The sequence below is a fragment of the Collinsella sp. TF08-11AT genome, assembly GCF_003437035.1.
In the GTDB taxonomy this organism is placed as follows: Bacteria; Actinomycetota; Coriobacteriia; order Coriobacteriales; family Coriobacteriaceae; genus Collinsella.
Window position 1 is genome coordinate 86,724 of record NZ_QSRL01000004.1, and the last position, 17,467, is coordinate 104,190.

Sequence of the window (17,467 nt, forward strand, 5' to 3'; positions counted from 1 at the left end):
CTTTCTAATTGACACGTTTTCCATTGTGACCGAAGGGCGTCTGGGCGTGAAGGGCAAACTTGGAGGGCGCATACCTTCCATCCATCATGCGCTCGATAAGGCCCTCGAGTTCAAGCGAACCCAAGAGTTTGAGTACGCCGACAGCATCGAGCGAGACGAGCGCCGCGATGTCGTCGACTTTGAGCGGAGAGGCGATGAGCGCATGCATCACGGTCTGCTGTGTTTGATCCAGGTCGGCAATGCCGGGAGCATCGGGGCGCGAGTAGCGCAGGGTGCCGTAGATGCGTGAGATAGCCATCTCGATAGATTCCTCGTCGATGATGCAGCAGGCACCGTTCGCAATGAGGTAATTCGTGCCACGCGACTCGGGCGATAGAATCGACCCCGGCACAGCGAGAAGTTCTCGCCCCAAATCCATAGCAGCCTCGGCTGTAGAAAACGTCCCGGAAGGCATACCCGCCTCGGATACAAAGAGGGCTTGCGACAGGGCCGCGATCACGCGATTGCGGCGCGGAAAGGCAAACTTGCGAGGACCCATGCCCCACGGGGAGATCGACACGACCGCGCCACCCGTATCGAGTGTGCGCGTGATGAGGCCAGCACTCGAGCGCGGATAGACCACGTCGGCGCCCGTCCCCAGCACCACGACGTGTTTGCCGCCGGAATTGACCGCAGCCCAACCCGAGGCCTGGTCACAACCGACCGCGCCGCCCGAAACTACCGTCACGCCCGCCTCGACCGCAACCTTTGCCGCAAGCTCTGCCACGGCAAGACCATACGGAGAGGCCTTGCGCGCGCCGATGATGGAGAGCGCGGGCGTCGAAAGCACCTCGGGGTTGCCGCGCACATAGAGTGTCTGGGGCACATCAGAAAGCTCCAAAACGGTCTCGGGATACAACGTATCACCTGGATGCAGCTCAAAGGTCCCCTCGGCCATCATTGGTCCCTCCTTCCCTGGTACATCGCCGCCTCGAGCACGTGGTCCTGCGTCACATGCTCGCTCTCGGCGACGTCGGCGATTGTACGCGCGATACGCACCAGGCGCACGATACCGCGGCCCGTGAGATGTGTGCGCTTCGACAGGCCGAGCACACACTTCTCCGCCGCATCATCGAGCTCAAAGGTCGAAACGACGCCGTCAATGGACCGCGTCTCGTCATCCTCGGCCTCGGCATCCGCATCGTCCATACGGGATTCGCGCCAAGCGCGAAAAGCGCGACCGCGCACAACGTAGTCACGTAACTCGGCCGACGACATACCCTCCGCACCCTCGATAATCACTTGAGGGTCGGGACGGGTCACATCGATCATCATGTCGATACGGTCGGCCAAAGGACCGCGCAGTTTAGACCGATAGCGCTCGACCATCGCCGCCGAGCAGCGGCATGGCACCTCACGGTCGCCCAAAAAGCCGCAGGGACAGGGATTGCTCGCAGCCAGCAGCTGAAAGCGCGACGGGAAGGTAAAGGCCCCGTCGACGCGCACGATCCTCACATAGCCGCGCTCGATGGGCTGACGCAGCGTCTGCAGCACACTCGTGGGAAACTCGGCAAGCTCGTCCAAAAAGAGCACGCCGCCATGAGCCAGGCTGATCTCACCCGGATGCACCGGGCGCCCTCCGCCAATGAGGCCAGCCGTTGATATGCTGTGATGGGGACTTCGAAATGGCCGATGACCTGCCAATAAGCCATCGATGTTCTCGCCCAAGACCGAATGGATGCACAGCGCCTCCTGCTGGTCCTCAACGGAAAGCTCGGGCAGGATGCCGGTCATACGACGGGCGAGCATCGTCTTGCCCGATCCCGGGGACCCGACCATAAGCAAACCGAGCTCACCCGCTGCCGCCAGCGCCATGCCGCGTTTGGCGACTTCCTGCCCCAGTACGTCGGCATAGTCGAGTTCGGGCTCAAAGGTCGCCTCGAGCACTTCAGAATCCAAGTAGTGCCGCGCGGCATCGCCCATGCCATGGGCAAGCTGAGACAAATGATCGATGAATCCACAATCCACGCCCGCGAGTGGCACATGCTGGTCTGACCTGCCGGCGATAAAAGACAGCCCCATATCACGCGCCAATAGCTGAAACGCCACCTCGCCCTTGACAGGAAGCACCGTACCGTCCAAGCCAAGCTCACCTGCGATAAGACAACGATCGAGGTTGTCGCGGGGAATCTGACCATCGGCCGCCAATACCGCGATGGCGATGGGCAGATCAAAGCCGCTACCGGTCTTGCGAATATCGCCAGGCGCCAGATTGACCGTAATGCCCGAGCGCGGGATTTCAAACCCGGCGGAGCGCATCGCGCAGCGAATACGACCGCGTGACTCCATCACCTCCATACTCGGAATGCCGAGCATCTGAATGCCCGGAAGGCCGCCGGCAAGCGAGACCTCGACCGTGACGTGAATCGCCTCGACGCCACGGATGCAGGCCGCGTGAACGGCAAACGTCTCGAACGCCATCACGACACCTGCCAATCGAACGCGTTGTACTGATGCTCGATCTCGGCGATATGCCCGCCGCGAATGGTGACACCCACGGCATCGAAGCGAATCGCCTTGAGCGGATAATGTTCCATGAGATAGCAACTTGCGATGCGGCGGTAGCGGCGTTGCTTTCGGGCGTCCACAGCCTCCTCGGGAAAGACCCGCGTGCTGCAATCCGGCGCAACGCGTCTGGTCTTGACCTCGGCCATCACCACGACATCGTCGAGCTCATCGAGCAGCACCAGATCGGCCTCGCCCTCGGAGCAACGATAACCCTGCTCCAGCAAGGTGTAGCCGCGCTCGTTAAAGTAGTCGATGGTGATCAGCTCGCCCAGCATGCCCAGCTCGCGGGGACTGAGCCCCTTGATAAACTCAGGCGTCATCGCCCCGCAGTCGAGCTCGCCATTTTCCCAACGCTCCTTGAGCTGCTGCGTCTTGCTCTTTTTGCTTGCGGCACTCATGGGGTCTCCTTTCCCGCACGCTGCATTGCCCCGATGATGAGGGCACCTTTCATGCGGGTAAGTACCGGAAGCAAACCAAAAGCTGACCAAATGCCGTCAAAAAACGGGCCGTACGCAGCAATGGTGTTGCATACGGCCCGTTACCAGCAAGTTTATAAAACCCCAGAGGTCCCTGTCTCCACAATTGACCTAGAAAAGGCGCTCAGTCTGCAGAAAGTTTCCGCAAAAGCTCACGCGGTGCAGTGGACAAAGTCCATGTTTGCGAATGGCCTCGATATGCTCGGGGCTTGCATAGCCCTTCGACTCGGCCAGATGGTACTCGGGATACTCGGCGTCGTACTCGACCATCATCTCGTCACGCGTGACCTTGGCCATGATGGACGCCGCGGCGATGCAGGCGATTTTGGCATCGCCCTTCACCACGTCGCGCTCGTTAGGAACGGCGCCCAAGGGGTTGCCATCCATGAGGACGCAGTCGGGCTCAAGTCCCGTATCGGCCACGGCGCCCGCAACGGCAGTACGGATAGCACGGGCCATGCCCATTTCATCGATATCCTTCGGCGCGATATGGCAAAAACCGATCGCCGTCGCCACCTCGGCAATCTTCACTGAGAGCAACTCGCGGCGCGCGGGCGTGAGCTTTTTGGAATCGTTGATACCCCAGACGCGCGGCTCCATAGGAAGACAGACGGCGCATACCGTCAAAGGACCGGCCACCGATCCGCGGCCCACCTCGTCGACACCAACGACCACCCCATCGCCGCCAAGCTCATGCATAAGCTCGTACATGTCATTGACGCGCTCGCGCTCGGCAAGCTCTTTGTCATGGCGTTTGAGGGCGCGTTCACAAGCCTTGATCACCTGCTGGCGCGGGTCCTCGCGATAATGCTCCACGAGGGCGGGAATCTCCTCAAACGTAGCGCTCGCCAACTCACCAGCAACCTGCGATGCCGAAACCGAGCTCGTCATGTTGGCCATACCAGGCCCTCCTTGCATGCAAATCAGATAAAAAGAAGGGCCACCCGAAGGTGACCCTTGTGTCCAAACGAGTGGACAGACGCTGCGATCTTCTTAGCGCTTCTCGGGGATGCGAGCAGCCTTGCCCACCTTGTCGCGGAGGTAGTACAGCTTGGCGCGACGGACGCGACCATGACGAACGACCTCGAGCTTGGCGATCTTGGGGCTGTGAAGCGGGAAGGTACGCTCAACACCGACACCGAAGGACATCTTGCGGACGGTGAAGGTCTCGCGGGCACCGGCGCCGGCCATGCGGATGACGTCGCCCTGGAAAACCTGGATGCGCTCGCGGTCGCCTTCCTTAATGCGGTAGTGAACCTTGACGTTGTCGGCGACGCGAACCTGAGGAATGTCCTCGCGGATCTGCTGACGCTCGATTGCGCGGATGTAATCCATGTGCAATTCCTTACTCTTCTAGAGGTGCCGTACCACCTTGGCCGGCACGTAGTTGAACAAACGTATTCGAGTATACACGCGCGGGTTTCTGCTGCAAGAACAATTTTTTGCGCAGACAAAAAGACAAAACCCGCACATGATAACCGCCCGCCTCACGAATGAGACGGGCGGTATGAAGGGGGGGGGGGCTACGCTAGGCGTCTAAACGCTAAACGCTAGGCGGAACGCTTGGCCTCGAGCTTGGCCTGGGCGGCAGCCAGACGTGCGAGGGGCACACGATAGGGCGAACAGGACACGTAGTCCACGTCGGCCACGTTAAACAGGCCCTTGATGGACTTGGGGTCGCCGCCGTGTTCGCCGCACACGCCAAAGTGCATGTCGGGATTGGTGGCGCGGCCCTTCTCGACGGCCAAGCGCACGAGCTCCAGCACCGCCGTGTCGATGGTCTCGAAGGGGTTGTCCTTCAGGATCTTCTTGTGCAAGTACAGCGGAATGAACTTGGCCTCGGCATCGTCGCGGGAGAAGCCGAAGGTCGTCTGGGTGAGGTCGTTGGTGCCAAAGCAGAAGAAATCTGCGTGATGGGCGATCTCGTCGGCGACCATGCAGGCGCGCGGCAGCTCGAGCATCGTGCCCACGGGAATGTTGAGCTCGACACCTTCCTCGGAGGAAACCTCGGCGATCACGCGCTCAATGACCTCGCGGGTCTGGACATGCTCTGCCGTGATGGAAACGAGCGGAACCATGATCTCGGGGCGTGGGTCGACACCATCCTTGATAAGGCGGGCAGCAGCCGTGGCCACGGCGCGGACCTGCATGAGCGGCAGATCGCCAAAGACGACGGACAGGCGCACGCCGCGCAGGCCGAGCATCGGGTTGGACTCGACCATGCCGTCAATGCGACGCAGGCGGGCGCGCAGGACGGCAAGCTCTTCCCCGCTGGCGCCAGCGGCTTCCTTCTTGGTGATGGCGACCTCGAGCTCTCGAGGATTATCCAAGAACTCATGAAGCGGCGGATCGAGCAGGCGGACGACCACATCGCGACCGGACATGGTCTTGAACATCGCCAGGAAGTCCTCGGTCTGAACCTTGAGCAGGTCGGCCAGGGCCTGCTGCTTCACGGCCTCATCGTTAGACAGGATAAAGCTCTGGATGATGTTCTTGCGATCGCCCAGGAACATGTGCTCGGTGCGGCACAGACCGATGGCCTCGGCGCCAAACTCGAGTGCGAGCGCGGCGTCCTCGGGGTTGTCGGCATTAACGCGCACGTGGTTGGCGTGGCCACCGGTCTCGTCCAGACGAATCTCGTCGGCCCAGGACAGGATAGTGTCCAGATCGCCGGTGAGCTCGGCCGAAACCAGATCAACAGCGCCGTCGACGACGATACCCTGGGTACCGTCGATGGAGATGACATCACCCTCATGCAGCACGCGGTCGCTGCCCTCGATGTGCACGACCTTCTCGGCGGCGTCGATATGGAAGCGTTCGACACCGCAGACGCAGGGCGTACCCATACCGCGGGCGATAACGGCGGCATGGCTCGTCTTGCCACCGTGACTGGTCAGGATGCCCTCGGCGGCAACCATACCCTTCAGGTCGTCGGGGTTGGTCTCCCAGCGAACCAGAATGACCTTGTGGCCCTCGGCGGAACGCGCGACGGCGTCATCACTCGAGAACACGACCTCACCCACGGCGGCACCGGGGCTGGCGTTAAGGCCGCTGGCCAGGGCCTCGTACTTCTTGGAGGCGTCGAACTGCGGGTGCAGGAGCTGATCGAGCTGCGCGGGATCGATGCGGCTCACGGCCTCCTCGCGAGTGATCAGGCCCTCCTCGACCATTTCGATGGCGATGCGCAGGGCGGCGGTAGCAGTGCGCTTGCCCACGCGGGTCTGGAGCATCCAGAGCTTGCCCTGCTCGATGGTGAACTCGATATCGCACATATCGCGATAGTGATCCTCGAGCGTCAGGAACACGCGCTCGAGCTCCTCGCCTGCGGACTCGAGGCCCGGGGTAGTCTTGAGGTCGGCGATGGGCTCGGTGTTTCGGATGCCGGCGACGACGTCCTCGCCCTGGGCATTCACCAAAAAGTCGCCATAGAACTCCTTGGTGCCGTCGGCCGGGTTGCGCGTAAAGGCGACGCCGGTCGCAGAGGTCTCGCCCTTGTTGCCAAAGGCCATGGCCTGGACGTTGACGGCGGTGCCGAGCTCGTCGGAAATGCCGTGCTGCTTGCGGTAGATGCAGGCGCGCTCGTTCATCCAGCTGCCAAAGACGGCCTGGATGGCAAGGCGCAGCTGAAGCTCCGGGTCGTGCGGGAAGACGGGCTTGCCGTCAGCGACCTCGAGCTCGGGATACAGGGCAGCCTCGACGTTCTCGGAGAAGATGCCCTTAAAGGTCTCGACGAGCTCCTGCAGGTCCTCGGCCGAAAGCTCGGAATCGACGCGAACGCCGGCGACCAGGCGGGCCTGGGTCAGGGCATTCTCGAACAAGTCGGCATCGACACCCATGACGACGTTGGAGAACATCTGGATAAAGCGGCGGTAGCTATCCCAGGCAAAGCGCGGGTTTTGCGTCTGGGCGATAAGGCCCTGGACGGAATCGTCGTTGAGGCCCAGGTTGAGAACCGTGTCCATCATGCCGGGCATGGAGAACGGAGCGCCCGAGCGGACCGACACGAGCAGCGGATCGGAGGCATCGCCGAGCTTCTTGCCGCAGCGGGCCTCGAGGTCGACCTCGGCGGCAACGATCTCGTCGAGCGCGCCCTCCGGCCACACGTTGCCGGCGCCGGAGTACTCAACGCAAGTCTGGCAGGTAATGGTAAAGCCACCGGGAACCGGCAGGCCGATACGGCTCATCTCGGCAAGGTTAGCGCCCTTGCCACCAAGCACGAAGTTCATGGACTTGTCGCCCTCGGTGACACAGGTGCCCTGGGCGTCGGTTCCAAAACGGTAAACCCTCTTGCAATCGCTCACGATACTTCCCCTTCCATGCGCTTACGCGCACGACCGTGGTAACGAATCGACCCGCCGGATGCAGGCCGTGAGGGAACTATACGGCGGGTTTTGGGCAGGCTTGAGCAGAGGGTGCGCGGTTTGGTAAACGTGCTAAAACTAGCGGTAAACGGTAGGTAAAGGTGGTTACCTTATGAAGATACCAATATAAGAAACTCGCAGGTCAAATACAAGTTAATTGCTAAACCGCTTTACCAATTCAGGCTAATTAGCCACTCCAATGATTTTTTAATCCCCGTCCCAGAAAAATCATCACAGAAAGGACTACTGCTGTTGAGCGCGGCGGGCGGCACGGCGGGCTCTTGCCTCTTGAATCTCTTCGAGGTGAGCAATGATCTCGGCAGCGCTTTCCTCGATGGCTTTGCCGTCGGTACGCACAACAAAGCAGCCTAAGCGCTTCATGAGGGCACGAGCTTCCTCAAGCTCGCCGCGCACGCTCTCGGGCTCGGCATAGGAGCCGGCAACGGCACGGGCGTAGTCATCGCCCAAGCGGCTATCGCGAATTTCGGAAATCACATCGACGGTCGAAATCAGGCCGAACAGGCGCATCGGGTCAACCTCGTAAATCGACTTGGGCGGCTCCATGCCATGCGCCAGTGGCACATTGGCGACCTTGTAACCCTGATAGGCTAAATACATCGACAGCGGCGTCTTGGATGTACGCGACACACCCAACAGCACGATATCGGCACCCGACAGATCGTCACAACCACGACCGTCATCGTGCTCAACGAAATACTCCATGGCCTCGATACGATGGAAATACCGATCGTCGGTCTTGTGAATCACGCCCGCCACACCCTTGGGCGGCACGCCGACGAGCGAAGACAGCACGGCGAGCGTCGGACCGATCAGGTCGACCGAGCGAATGTGCAGCATGCCCAAGTAGTCGAGCACACGAGCACGAAGGGCCGGGTCGACAATGGTGTGGAACACGGCGATATCGCGATGGTCGGCATCGACGCGCGGCCCCACAAATGACTTGACCTGCTCCACGGAGGTCACCTTGGGCAGGCGCAAAACGTGAAAAGCCCCTTCATCAAATTGCCCGGACGCCGCAAGCACCACCTCACAAGCAGTATCACCGAGCGAGTCGGAGATAACGATAACGGTGGGACGAGCGGTGACCGGGCAATCCATGCGGGGCTCCTTTTGCGCTTACGCGCAGGCTAGCTTACTTTTTGCGGGCAAGCTCACCAATGTTGGCGATGCCGGAGAAAACGGCCTCGAAGCGGTTGAGCAGCTTAAGGCGATTATCGCGGAGCTGCTCGTTCTTGTCCATGACCATAACCTCGTCGAAGAAACGGTCGATGGGGGCACGCAGGGCGGCGAGGGCGGCAAATGCTGCCGGGTAATCCTCGGCAGCGAGAGCAGCATCGACGGCGGTCTGAGCGGCCTCGGAGGCGTCGGCAAGCGCAAGCTCAACCTCGCCCATCAGGGCGCGGTCGTACTCAGCACCCAGCTCGGGCTTGGAGATGTGCGCGGCGCGGGCATAGGCGGTCGCCAGGTTGTCGAAGGTCTCAGCGTCGTTCTTGCGGGCCTCGTCGAGGGCGGCGCAGCGGGCGAAGAAGACGGACGGGGCGATGATGTGCACCGCGGAGACGGCGGCGACGGTATCGGCCGGAATCTTCTCGTCGCGGGCCATGCTCACCAGGCGGCCGTGGAAGAAGTCGCGAACCTGCTGGGCGACCTCGGCGGTGTCGAACTCAATGCCCTGCTCACTGTAGAGCTCGAGGGCGAAGTCGATGAGCGACGTGGGGTCGATCGGCAGACGGTCGCGCTGGATGTTGATGATGCCGATAGCGGCACGACGCAGCGCGTAGGGGTCGGAGGAGCCGGTCGGGGGCTCGCCGATGGCAAAGATACCGGCGATGGTATCGAGCTTGTCGGCGCAGGCCACGATGCAGCCAGCGGTGCCCTCGGGCAGCTCGTCGCCGGCAAAGCGGGGACGATAATGATCGCGAATGGCGTGGGCGACCTCGTCGTTCTCCCCCATCGCGGTGGCGTAGTAACCTCCCATCACGCCCTGCTGGCTCGTGAACTCGACGACGGCGTTGGACACCAGGTCGGCCTTGCACAGATGCGCGGCGCGAGCGGCATCGGCAGCCAGATGGGCGCCCAGGTGAGCCTCGCGGGCGATAGCGAGCGCGAGCTGCTCGATGCGCTCGGACTTGGCGAGCACGCTACCGAGCTTCTCCTGGAAGGCAACCTTGGCAAGACGCTCACGGAACTCGTCGAGGGAGATCTTCAGGTCCTCCTCGTAGAAGAACTTTGCGTCGTCCAGACGGGCGCGCACGACGCGCTCGTTGCCGTCGATCACGCGCTCGGCGTTCTCGGGCTTGCTGTTGGAGACGACCACGAACTCACGCGTGAGCTTGCCCTCGCCGTCATAGATCGGGAAGTAGCGCTGGTTGGTGAGCATGGACTCGCAGATGATCTCGTGCGGGACCTTGAGGAACTCCTCATCGAAGGTACCGACGAGCACCGTCGGCCACTCGCAGAGGTTGATGACCTCCTCAAAGACCTTCTTAGGCGTATCGACGTGGCAGCCGGGGCGAGCAGCCTCGACCTCGGCGATACCGGCAAGGATGGCCTCACGACGGCGCTCGGCAGAAAGCACACCGGCATCCTCGAGCACCTGCTCGTAGACGGCGGGGCTGGCAACCACATGGTCACCAGGGCCAAGTACGCGATGACCACGCGTGGTGTTGCCACTCGTCACATCGGCAAACGACATGGGCACAACATCCTCGCCCAAAAGACAGCAGATCCAACGGACCGGACGAACAAAGGTCGCATGCTCGTGACCCCAGCGCTGGGAGCGGTAGTTGGGCCACTGCAGGCCGGCGATGGTCTTCTCGCACAGAGCGGTCAGAATCGGCGTAGCCGGTGCGGAGGGAATGTTCTTCTCGGCGAACACATACTCGCGACCGTCGGTGTCCTCGCGACGGACCAGATCCTCGGCAGCCACACCGCACTTGCGAGCGAAGCCCTGGGCGGCCTTGGTGGCGTTACCGTCAGCGTCGAAGGCAATGTTGGCCGCGGGGCCACGCTTGACCTCGTGAACCTCATCGGTCGCGGTGGCGACGTCGGCAACGAGCGCAGCCAGGCGACGCGGGCTCGAGATCACACGGACCTCGCCATGAGCCAGACCGGCCTCGTCGAGACCCTTGGCGATCATGGTGCCAAGCTGCTTGACGGCATTGTTCAGCGGTGCAGAGGGCATTTCCTCCGTACCGATCTCAAACAGGAAATCCTTAGCGTCTGCCATGGCTTACGCCACCTCGCCTTCCTGATCGGCATTCTCGTTGACTCCGGCGACCTCGGCCATGTAGGCCTCGCAGCACGCCTTGGCAACGGCGCGGACGCGCAGGATGTAGTTGGCACGCTCGACCGCGGACAGGGCGCCACGGGCATCGAGCAGGTTGAAGGCATGGCTGCACTTCATGACGCAGTCGTACGCCGGCAGCGGCAGTTTGCGCTCCAGGCAGGAGTGGCACTCGGCCTCGTAGTCGTCAAACTTCTGACGCATCATCTCGACGTTGGCGACCTCAAAGTTATAGGCACTGAACTCGCGCTCGTTCTCGAGGAACACGTCACCATAGGTCATGGGCGTGCCGTCGGGCAGGTAGCTCCACACCAGATCGTAGACGGAGTTGACACCCTGGGCGTACATGGCGATACGCTCCAGGCCATAGGTGATCTCGACGGGCACGGGATCGACCTCGATGCCGCCCACCTGCTGGAAGTACGTAAACTGCGTGACCTCCATGCCGTTGAGCCAGACCTCCCAGCCAAGGCCCCAGGCGCCCAGCGTCGGGCTCTCCCAGTCGTCCTCGACAAAGCGGACGTCATGGTCGTTGGGGTCCAGGCCAATGGCGGCCAGCGAACCCAGGTAGAGCTCCTGGGCGTTAACCGGCGAGGGCTTGATGAGCACCTGGAACTGATAGTAGTGCTGCATGCGGTTGGGGTTCTCGCCGTAGCGGCCGTCGGCGGGACGGCGGCAAGGCTGAGCATAGCAGGTGCGCCACTCGGCGGGACCGAGCGAGCGCAGTGTGGTCGCGGTATGGAAGGTACCGGCACCGACCTCGGAGTCATAGGGCTGCATAATGACGCAGCCCTGCTCGCCCCAGTACTGCTGGAGGCGCAGGATGATGTCTTGGAAGGAAAGCGATGAAGCGTTCATGCCTCTAATATCCCCTCGTCGAAACGAATACACGGTTAGGTACTGTACTATAGCGGTTTTTAATCGATAGCGCCGATGCGGTTGAGTGGCCAGTAGCGCACAAGCGCCACAGCGATCAAATCGGAGCGATCGACGGGACCAAAGTAGCGTGAGTCGGCAGAGTTCTCTCGATTGTCGCCCATCACCCACACACAGTCATCGGGGACGGTGTAGGGATAGCTCACCTGGGCGGCGGGCGCCTGGACCGAAAGCGGCCAGCTCATACCGGTCGTATAGTCCTCATCGAGCGCCTGGCCGTCGACGACGACCTTGCCGTCCTGAAGGTCGACCGTCTGGCCGGCCGTGGCGATGACGCGCTTTACCAGCACGTCATGCTCGGATGTGGCATCGGGGTTGTGAAACACCACGATATCGCCCTGTTTGACGGGCTGTCCGAGTTCGAGCGTCACCTTCTGCGCCAGAATCTGATCGCCGATCTCGATCGTGTCCTCCATGGAGCCGGTGGGCACCACAAAGGGCTCGACCACAAAGGTGCGGATCAAGAAGGTGGCGGCGAGCGCGATAAGAATGACTAAAACCCACTCCAGAGCACCACGTAAAGTGAAAACGGACCTTTCGCCAAAATCATGTTCGAGGTGAACCCGCTGACGCCCTTTATCATCCACCATTCTATTCACCCCTTCCGGAAAGCAAATCTTGCGCGTATGCGCGCTCCTGGGGCGTAAGCCGCGCCGTCTCGATCAGGTCGGGACGCCAGCGGCAGGTGCGCTCGATGGCATTCTTACGGCGCCAGGCGTCAACCTTGGCATGGTCACCGCTCACGAGCACCGGCGGCACGCCCTCGCCGTTGAATTCGGCAGGGCGGGTGTACTGCGCATACTCGAGCAGGCCTCCGTCCTCGGCGGTCGAGAACGACTCGTCGACGTTGCTCATCTCGTCACCAAGGGCGCCGGGGATCAGGCGTACGACGGCATCGGCAACGACCATAGCGGGAAGCTCGCCGCCCGTGAGCACGTAATCGCCGATCGACAGGCGCTCGTCGGCATACGCATAGGCACGCTCGTCGACACCTTCGTAACGGCTGCACACAAACAGCAGGCGCTCGCTTTTGAGCAGGCGCTCGGCCACATGCTGCGTAAAAGGCTCGCCGCACGGGGTGAAGAACACCACCGTCGGCTTGGGGCCCTCCGCGCTAATGGCCTCGATGGCCTCGGCGATAGGCTCGACCTTCATGAGCATGCCCTGCCCGCCGCCGTACGGCTCGTCATCGACGGTACGATGGCGGTCGTGCGTCCAGTCGCGCAGGTTATACGCCTTAAAATCAAAAAGGCCGGCCTTGCGGGCGCGGCCCAAAATCGATGTGGACATGACGGGCTCAAACATCTCGGGAAAGACCGAAAGGGTCTCAATCAGCATGTTGTCCTCCCTACTTGTCCATATCGATCAGGCCGTCCATAACGTGGACGGAAATTGTTCCTGTGTCGGGAAGATCGAGCACAACCTGCTCGATCACGGGAATCAGTACCTCGCCGTACCGATCACCCTCGACAACCCAAACATCGTTAGCGGGCGTCGACATGATCTCGACGATCGTGCCGAGCGAACCGAAGCGCTCGTCGACCACCTCGCGACCCATCAGGTCGGTATAGGCGGCGTCGAGTGAATCGAGCTCAAAATCGTCACGATTTGCCAACACATAGCATCCCGTGATGCCCTCGGCGGCCGTCAAGTCGTCAATGCCCTCAAACGAGACCAGATCGCCATCGCCCGTATCGGTGACGGACACAACCGTGCAAAAGCGGTCGCGCTTGAGCGCCGGCGGCGTCAGGGCGACGCGCATACCCGGCCCTAATACAGAAGGAAGCCCCCGCAGCGGCTGCGCGAGGACCTCCCCCTTCCTTCCGTGCGGCTTGACCACACGGGCGATATTTTTGTACTGGGACCTCAAGGTCCTAGCCCAGAACCTCTACCTCGACAGCAGTGTCGAGGCGAGCGGCCAGTGCACGGGCGAGCGTGCGAATGGCCTTGATGGTACGGCCACGACGGCCGATGACCTTAGCGACGTCATCCTCGGCGACAGAAACCTCAATCGTAGAGGCGTCATCACCATCAATGACCTCAAGGCTCACGGAATCCGGGTCGTCGACGATCTGAACAACGAGATATTCGACGAGATCGGCGATGCGATCTGAGAGCATTGCCTCACCCTCGAGCTGTGCAGCGTCAACCTCAGGCACGATTTACTCCTCGGCGCCCTCAGCGGCCTCAGCGGCAGCCTTAGCGGCCTCGGCCTCTTTGGCGAGCTGCTTCTTGGACTTCTTGACGACGGTCTCGGTCTTCTCGCCCTCGTTGGCGGCCTTGACCAGAGCGGCGACGGCGTCGGTGAGCTGAGCGCCCTTGGACTGCCAGTCGGCGATCTTCTCGAGGTCGAGGTTGATGGTCTTGGGGGCGGTCATCGGGTTGTAGCGGCCAACCTCCTCGATGATACGACCGTCACGCGGGGCGCGGGAATCGGCGACGACGACACGGTAGTACGGACGCTTCTTAGCGCCGTGACGAGCAAGGCGAATCTTGACTGCCAAAGGAAACTCCTCCAACCAAGCAGCTTTAGGCTGCAACTACAAACAAACAGTTGAACATAATACGCCATCGACGCGGGCAGGTGAAGTCCGTGAGACCAACTTCTTCGGTGTAGTCGAGGGCAAATCCATATCTTAGACAAGAATTCGGGATTTGCAAGCACATACACGCACCCCACATGAGCTGCGCGGTATACTCATGACATGGAAAGACGCGAACATACATACGGTTATGAGGATGCCATGGGCGTCACGCCGCCGCCCTGGACGGGTCCGGCGGTGGGCCTCATGGACCTCGATGCGTTTTTTGCGAGCGTGGAGATGCTCGATCATCCCGAATGGCGCGGAAAGCCGCTCATCGTGGGCGGAGACGCCGATTCGCGTGGCGTCGTGTCCACGTGTTCGTATGAGGCACGTCGCTTTGGCGTGCGCTCTGCCATGGCCTCGGCCGAGGCGCGGCGCTTGTGCCCGCAAGCCATTTGGACGCACGGGCACTTTGATCGCTACCGCGAGGTGAGCGCGCAGGTCATGGCGATTCTTGCCGAGGAGACGCCGCGCGTTGAGCGCGTATCCATCGACGAAGCCTTTATCGATATCACACCGGGTCGCTTTGCGCCCGAAGACCCGCTACTGGTAGCACGACGTATAAGCGACCGCGTGGCAGCGCTGGGAGTGACGTGCTCCATTGGTGTGGGCTGCAACAAGACGGTCGCAAAGATCGCAAGCGAGCGTGACAAGCCGTTTGGATTGACGATTGTGCGCCCCGGAACCGAGCAGCGCTTTTTGGCCGCGCTGCCGGTATCTGCCATGAGCGGCATCGGGCGCTCGGCCGAGGAGCGACTGCGCCGTATGCGCATCTACACGCTCGGCGAGCTGTCACGCGCGCCGGAATCCACGCTAGCTGCAATTTTTGGCGTCAACGGCGAACGCATGCGCCAGCGTGCGCTGGGACTCGAAATCTCCGAAGTCACAAGTCTCGATGAAGAGCGTGAGGTTAAATCGGTGAGCAATGAGCGCACCTTTGCGAAAGATTTGACTGAGCGCGGGGACATCGAAGCGGCGATTGCGCTGCTGGGCGAGTCAGTGGGACGCCGCCTGCGCCGTCAGGGACTGACGGGCGCCACGGTGACGCTCAAGCTCAAGTATTCGTATGGCAGCGGGCGTACGGCACAGCGCCGGCTGCCTCATCCGACCGACGATGAGAATATCTTCGTGGCGGTTGCACTCGAACTGCTCGACAACATCTGGCAGGAAGGCATGCATGTGCGTCTGGCGGGTATCGGGATGAGCGACTTTGACCATCAGGGCGGCATCCAGACCGACCTGTTCTGCGAAGTCGACGACCGCGGAGCCCAATCAAGCGACCGTCGCGACCTCTCAGTCGCGATCGATGCCGTCCGAGACAAGTTCGGCGACACCGCCCTATCTTTCGGCCGCCAATCCCGCTTCAATGATTAACCGCCTTTGTAAAAATAGAAAGCCGGGCAGGTGCGGAAAACCGCAACTGCCCGGCGAAATGCGCGAGGCTAGCTAAAAGCCCCATATCAAATGAGCCACTAGAGGAGGTCGAGGGGGAGCTGGGGGGCGTCACCCCAGAGCTTTTCTAGGCGGTAAAAGTCGCGGGCTTCGGGAGTGAAGACGTGGACGACAACCGAGCCGTAGTCCATGAGCATCCAGGTCTTCTGCTCGCGGCCCTCGATGGAGAACGGATGCTCGCCGCAAGCCTCGGCAACCTTCTCCTCGATCTCGTCGACAATCGAATCGACCTGGCGGTTGTTGGTACCGGTGGCAAGCACAAAGTAGTCGCACACGTCGGAAAGCTCGGTCAGGTCGAGCACCTGCACGTCCTCGCCCTTCTTGTCGTAGGCGGCCTGCGCGGCGGCGCGGGCGACATCCTCGGCGGCGACACCGCTCGCGGACAGCGAGGCGGCGGTGCGGTCGGACGTGGCAACGAAACTCTTGTGCTCCACACCTTCAAGAATCTGCTCGTCAGTCATGGTCTCGTCGGCCATGGAATACCTCTTTCTAGACACACCCGAGCTAGCGCAGCTGGGCGTAATGGTTGTAAATCGTAATAGCCGTGGGATAAAGATAGCGCCCGGACTGGATCACATAGACCAGACCCTGCGCAAAACAGGAGAAGAACAACTCATCGAGCGTCGACTCCCCCACCATCTTGCGCAGCGCATGGGCATAGTCGCCGTGACGGTTGGGCTCGATGGCATCTGCCACAAAGACCACCATATCGAGCGGCGTCATGTCGCAGGCACCCACGGTGTGACGGTCGACAGCCTGGAAAACGGCCGGTGACAGCTCGGGAAAAAGCTGCGGAAGCTCATAGGCGGCAACAGGGCCATGCAAAAGCGGCGTCGCGGCGGAAGGAGAGCCGGCAACCTTGATGCCATAGTGAAGCGCGCGGGCCACGAGCTCGTCATCGGAAAGAACCTTGTCCCAGTCGTGAATTAAGCCGGCGGCAGCCGCATCAAAGCGGTCAACGCCGTAGACCTCGGCCAGATGAAGTGCGGTCTCGGCAACACCCAGCGAATGCACATAGCGCTTGCGCTTATCTTTCATGCGAACATCGAGCAGCTCTTGAATGCGCTTGAGCAGCGCGCGCTCATCGCCCTCAAACTGATCCTCTACCGACAACGTAGCCCCCATCACTCAAAATCTTCTTGGCCCAAATCGGCATATAGCCTGCGCTTGCGAATGTAGCCGAGCACGGACTCGCTCGTAAGATAGCGCACGCTCATGCCGCGGGCAACTCGCTTACGAATGTTCGTCGAGCTGATCGCCAGCGCCGGAATCTGAATATAGCGCACGTCGAACGGCAGCCCCGACTCTTTGATTCGGGCACGCGCCGTATCGATATCAAAGCCCGGTCGCGTCGCCGCAATAAAGGTAGCAAACTCAGCGATTCGTTCGGCATCATGCCAGGTCACAATATCGATAATCGCATCGGCGCCCGTAATAAAGTAGAGCTTTACCTGCGGCGGGTAAAAATCGCGAAGGGCATGAAGCGTATCGGCCGTATAGGTTACACCCGGACGGTCAATCTCGAACCGACTCGCCAAAAAGGCCGGGTTCGCGGCGGTGGCGAGGACCGTCATGGCATAACGGTCCTCGGCAGGCGTAACCGGCTTGTCAAGCTTAAAGGCGGGAGAGCCCGCCGGCATAAAGAGCACAGCGTCCAAGTCGAGCGACTCGCGCGCCTGCTCGGCAGTCACCAGGTGCCCGTAATGAATCGGGTCGAATGTGCCGCCCATAATGCCAAGCCGAAACTCCTTGCCCTCTTTTATGGGAAGCTCGGGCAAACCGATTCCACCGCGCAGCGACATG

18 protein-coding genes are annotated in these 17,467 nt (G+C 61.3%); 1 reads left to right on the top strand and 17 read right to left on the bottom strand.

The features are described from left to right. Positions 1–4 precede the first annotated feature (4 nt). From DXC79_RS04230 to rpsP, 14 genes are all read right to left on the bottom strand, one after another. Complete coding sequence (locus tag DXC79_RS04230; protein WP_117635312.1) at positions 5–937, bottom strand: DNA-processing protein DprA; 933 nt, start codon at positions 935–937, stop codon at positions 5–7. Further along, a complete protein-coding gene (locus DXC79_RS04235) occupies positions 937–2,460 on the bottom strand; it encodes a YifB family Mg chelatase-like AAA ATPase (protein ID WP_117635270.1) in 1,524 nt (507 codons plus the stop codon). The genes DXC79_RS04230 and DXC79_RS04235 overlap by 1 nt, the downstream gene beginning before the upstream one ends. Next, positions 2,460–2,945 carry a YraN family protein gene (locus DXC79_RS04240; protein ID WP_117635271.1) on the bottom strand — a complete coding sequence of 162 codons (486 nt, stop codon included), beginning with the start codon at positions 2,943–2,945 and terminating at the stop codon, positions 2,460–2,462. Before DXC79_RS04240 ends, DXC79_RS04235 begins: the two co-directional genes overlap by 1 nt. A 189-nt stretch (positions 2,946–3,134) precedes the next feature. Then, entirely contained in the window at positions 3,135–3,923 is a 789-nt protein-coding gene (locus DXC79_RS04245; RefSeq protein WP_089573411.1) for a ribonuclease HII, read from the bottom strand. Positions 3,924–4,016: 93 nt separating this feature from the next. Then, complete coding sequence (gene rplS, locus DXC79_RS04250) at positions 4,017–4,358, bottom strand: 50S ribosomal protein L19 (protein ID WP_006236098.1); 342 nt, start codon at positions 4,356–4,358, stop codon at positions 4,017–4,019. 215 nt (positions 4,359–4,573) lie between these two features. Continuing rightward, positions 4,574–7,324, bottom strand: a complete 2,751-nt coding sequence (ppdK, locus tag DXC79_RS04255; RefSeq protein WP_117635272.1) for a pyruvate, phosphate dikinase — start codon at positions 7,322–7,324, stop codon at positions 4,574–4,576. 303 nt (positions 7,325–7,627) lie between these two features. Next, a complete protein-coding gene (locus tag DXC79_RS04260; protein ID WP_117635273.1) occupies positions 7,628–8,503 on the bottom strand; it encodes a pyruvate, water dikinase regulatory protein in 876 nt (291 codons plus the stop codon). A gap of 34 nt (positions 8,504–8,537) precedes the next feature. Beyond that, the gene (gene glyS / locus DXC79_RS04265) at positions 8,538–10,634 is read right to left on the bottom strand and encodes a glycine--tRNA ligase subunit beta (protein WP_117635274.1); all 2,097 of its coding nucleotides are present in this window, start codon (positions 10,632–10,634) and stop codon (positions 8,538–8,540) included. Positions 10,635–10,637: 3 nt separating this feature from the next. Then, a complete protein-coding gene (locus DXC79_RS04270) occupies positions 10,638–11,549 on the bottom strand; it encodes a glycine--tRNA ligase subunit alpha (RefSeq protein ID WP_006236091.1) in 912 nt (303 codons plus the stop codon). Between the two features lie 59 nt (positions 11,550–11,608). Next, the gene (gene lepB / locus DXC79_RS04275; protein ID WP_233502993.1) at positions 11,609–12,217 is read right to left on the bottom strand and encodes a signal peptidase I; all 609 of its coding nucleotides are present in this window, start codon (positions 12,215–12,217) and stop codon (positions 11,609–11,611) included. Position 12,218: 1 nt separating this feature from the next. Further along, positions 12,219–12,965 (bottom strand): tRNA (guanosine(37)-N1)-methyltransferase TrmD, encoded by a 747-nt coding sequence (trmD, locus tag DXC79_RS04280; protein ID WP_099431823.1) that lies wholly within the window; start codon positions 12,963–12,965, stop codon positions 12,219–12,221. Positions 12,966–12,975: 10 nt separating this feature from the next. Beyond that, positions 12,976–13,467, bottom strand: a complete 492-nt coding sequence (gene rimM, locus DXC79_RS04285; protein WP_233502995.1) for a ribosome maturation factor RimM — start codon at positions 13,465–13,467, stop codon at positions 12,976–12,978. A gap of 34 nt (positions 13,468–13,501) precedes the next feature. After that, positions 13,502–13,747: a KH domain-containing protein gene (locus DXC79_RS04290; protein WP_171021534.1), complete on the bottom strand. Its 246-nt coding sequence runs from the start codon at positions 13,745–13,747 to the stop codon at positions 13,502–13,504. 42 nt (positions 13,748–13,789) lie between these two features. Next, complete coding sequence (gene rpsP / locus DXC79_RS04295; protein WP_022094749.1) at positions 13,790–14,131, bottom strand: 30S ribosomal protein S16; 342 nt, start codon at positions 14,129–14,131, stop codon at positions 13,790–13,792. A 201-nt stretch (positions 14,132–14,332) separates the two neighbouring features. Between rpsP and dinB the strand changes: the two genes are divergently transcribed. After that, positions 14,333–15,586 (top strand): DNA polymerase IV, encoded by a 1,254-nt coding sequence (gene dinB / locus DXC79_RS04300; protein WP_199408641.1) that lies wholly within the window; start codon positions 14,333–14,335, stop codon positions 15,584–15,586. A 98-nt stretch (positions 15,587–15,684) separates the two neighbouring features. Here dinB and rsfS read toward each other — a convergent pair whose 3' ends face one another. The 3 genes from rsfS to nadD all read right to left on the bottom strand — a co-directional run bounded on the left by rsfS (position 15,685) and on the right by nadD (position 17,466). Beyond that, a complete protein-coding gene (gene rsfS / locus DXC79_RS04305) occupies positions 15,685–16,140 on the bottom strand; it encodes a ribosome silencing factor (RefSeq protein ID WP_006236081.1) in 456 nt (151 codons plus the stop codon). Positions 16,141–16,168: 28 nt separating this feature from the next. Continuing rightward, complete coding sequence (yqeK, locus tag DXC79_RS04310) at positions 16,169–16,702, bottom strand: bis(5'-nucleosyl)-tetraphosphatase (symmetrical) YqeK (RefSeq protein WP_192924102.1); 534 nt, start codon at positions 16,700–16,702, stop codon at positions 16,169–16,171. Between the two features lie 86 nt (positions 16,703–16,788). Then, positions 16,789–17,466, bottom strand: a complete 678-nt coding sequence (nadD, locus tag DXC79_RS04315; protein WP_117635278.1) for a nicotinate-nucleotide adenylyltransferase — start codon at positions 17,464–17,466, stop codon at positions 16,789–16,791. Position 17,467 lies beyond the last annotated feature (1 nt).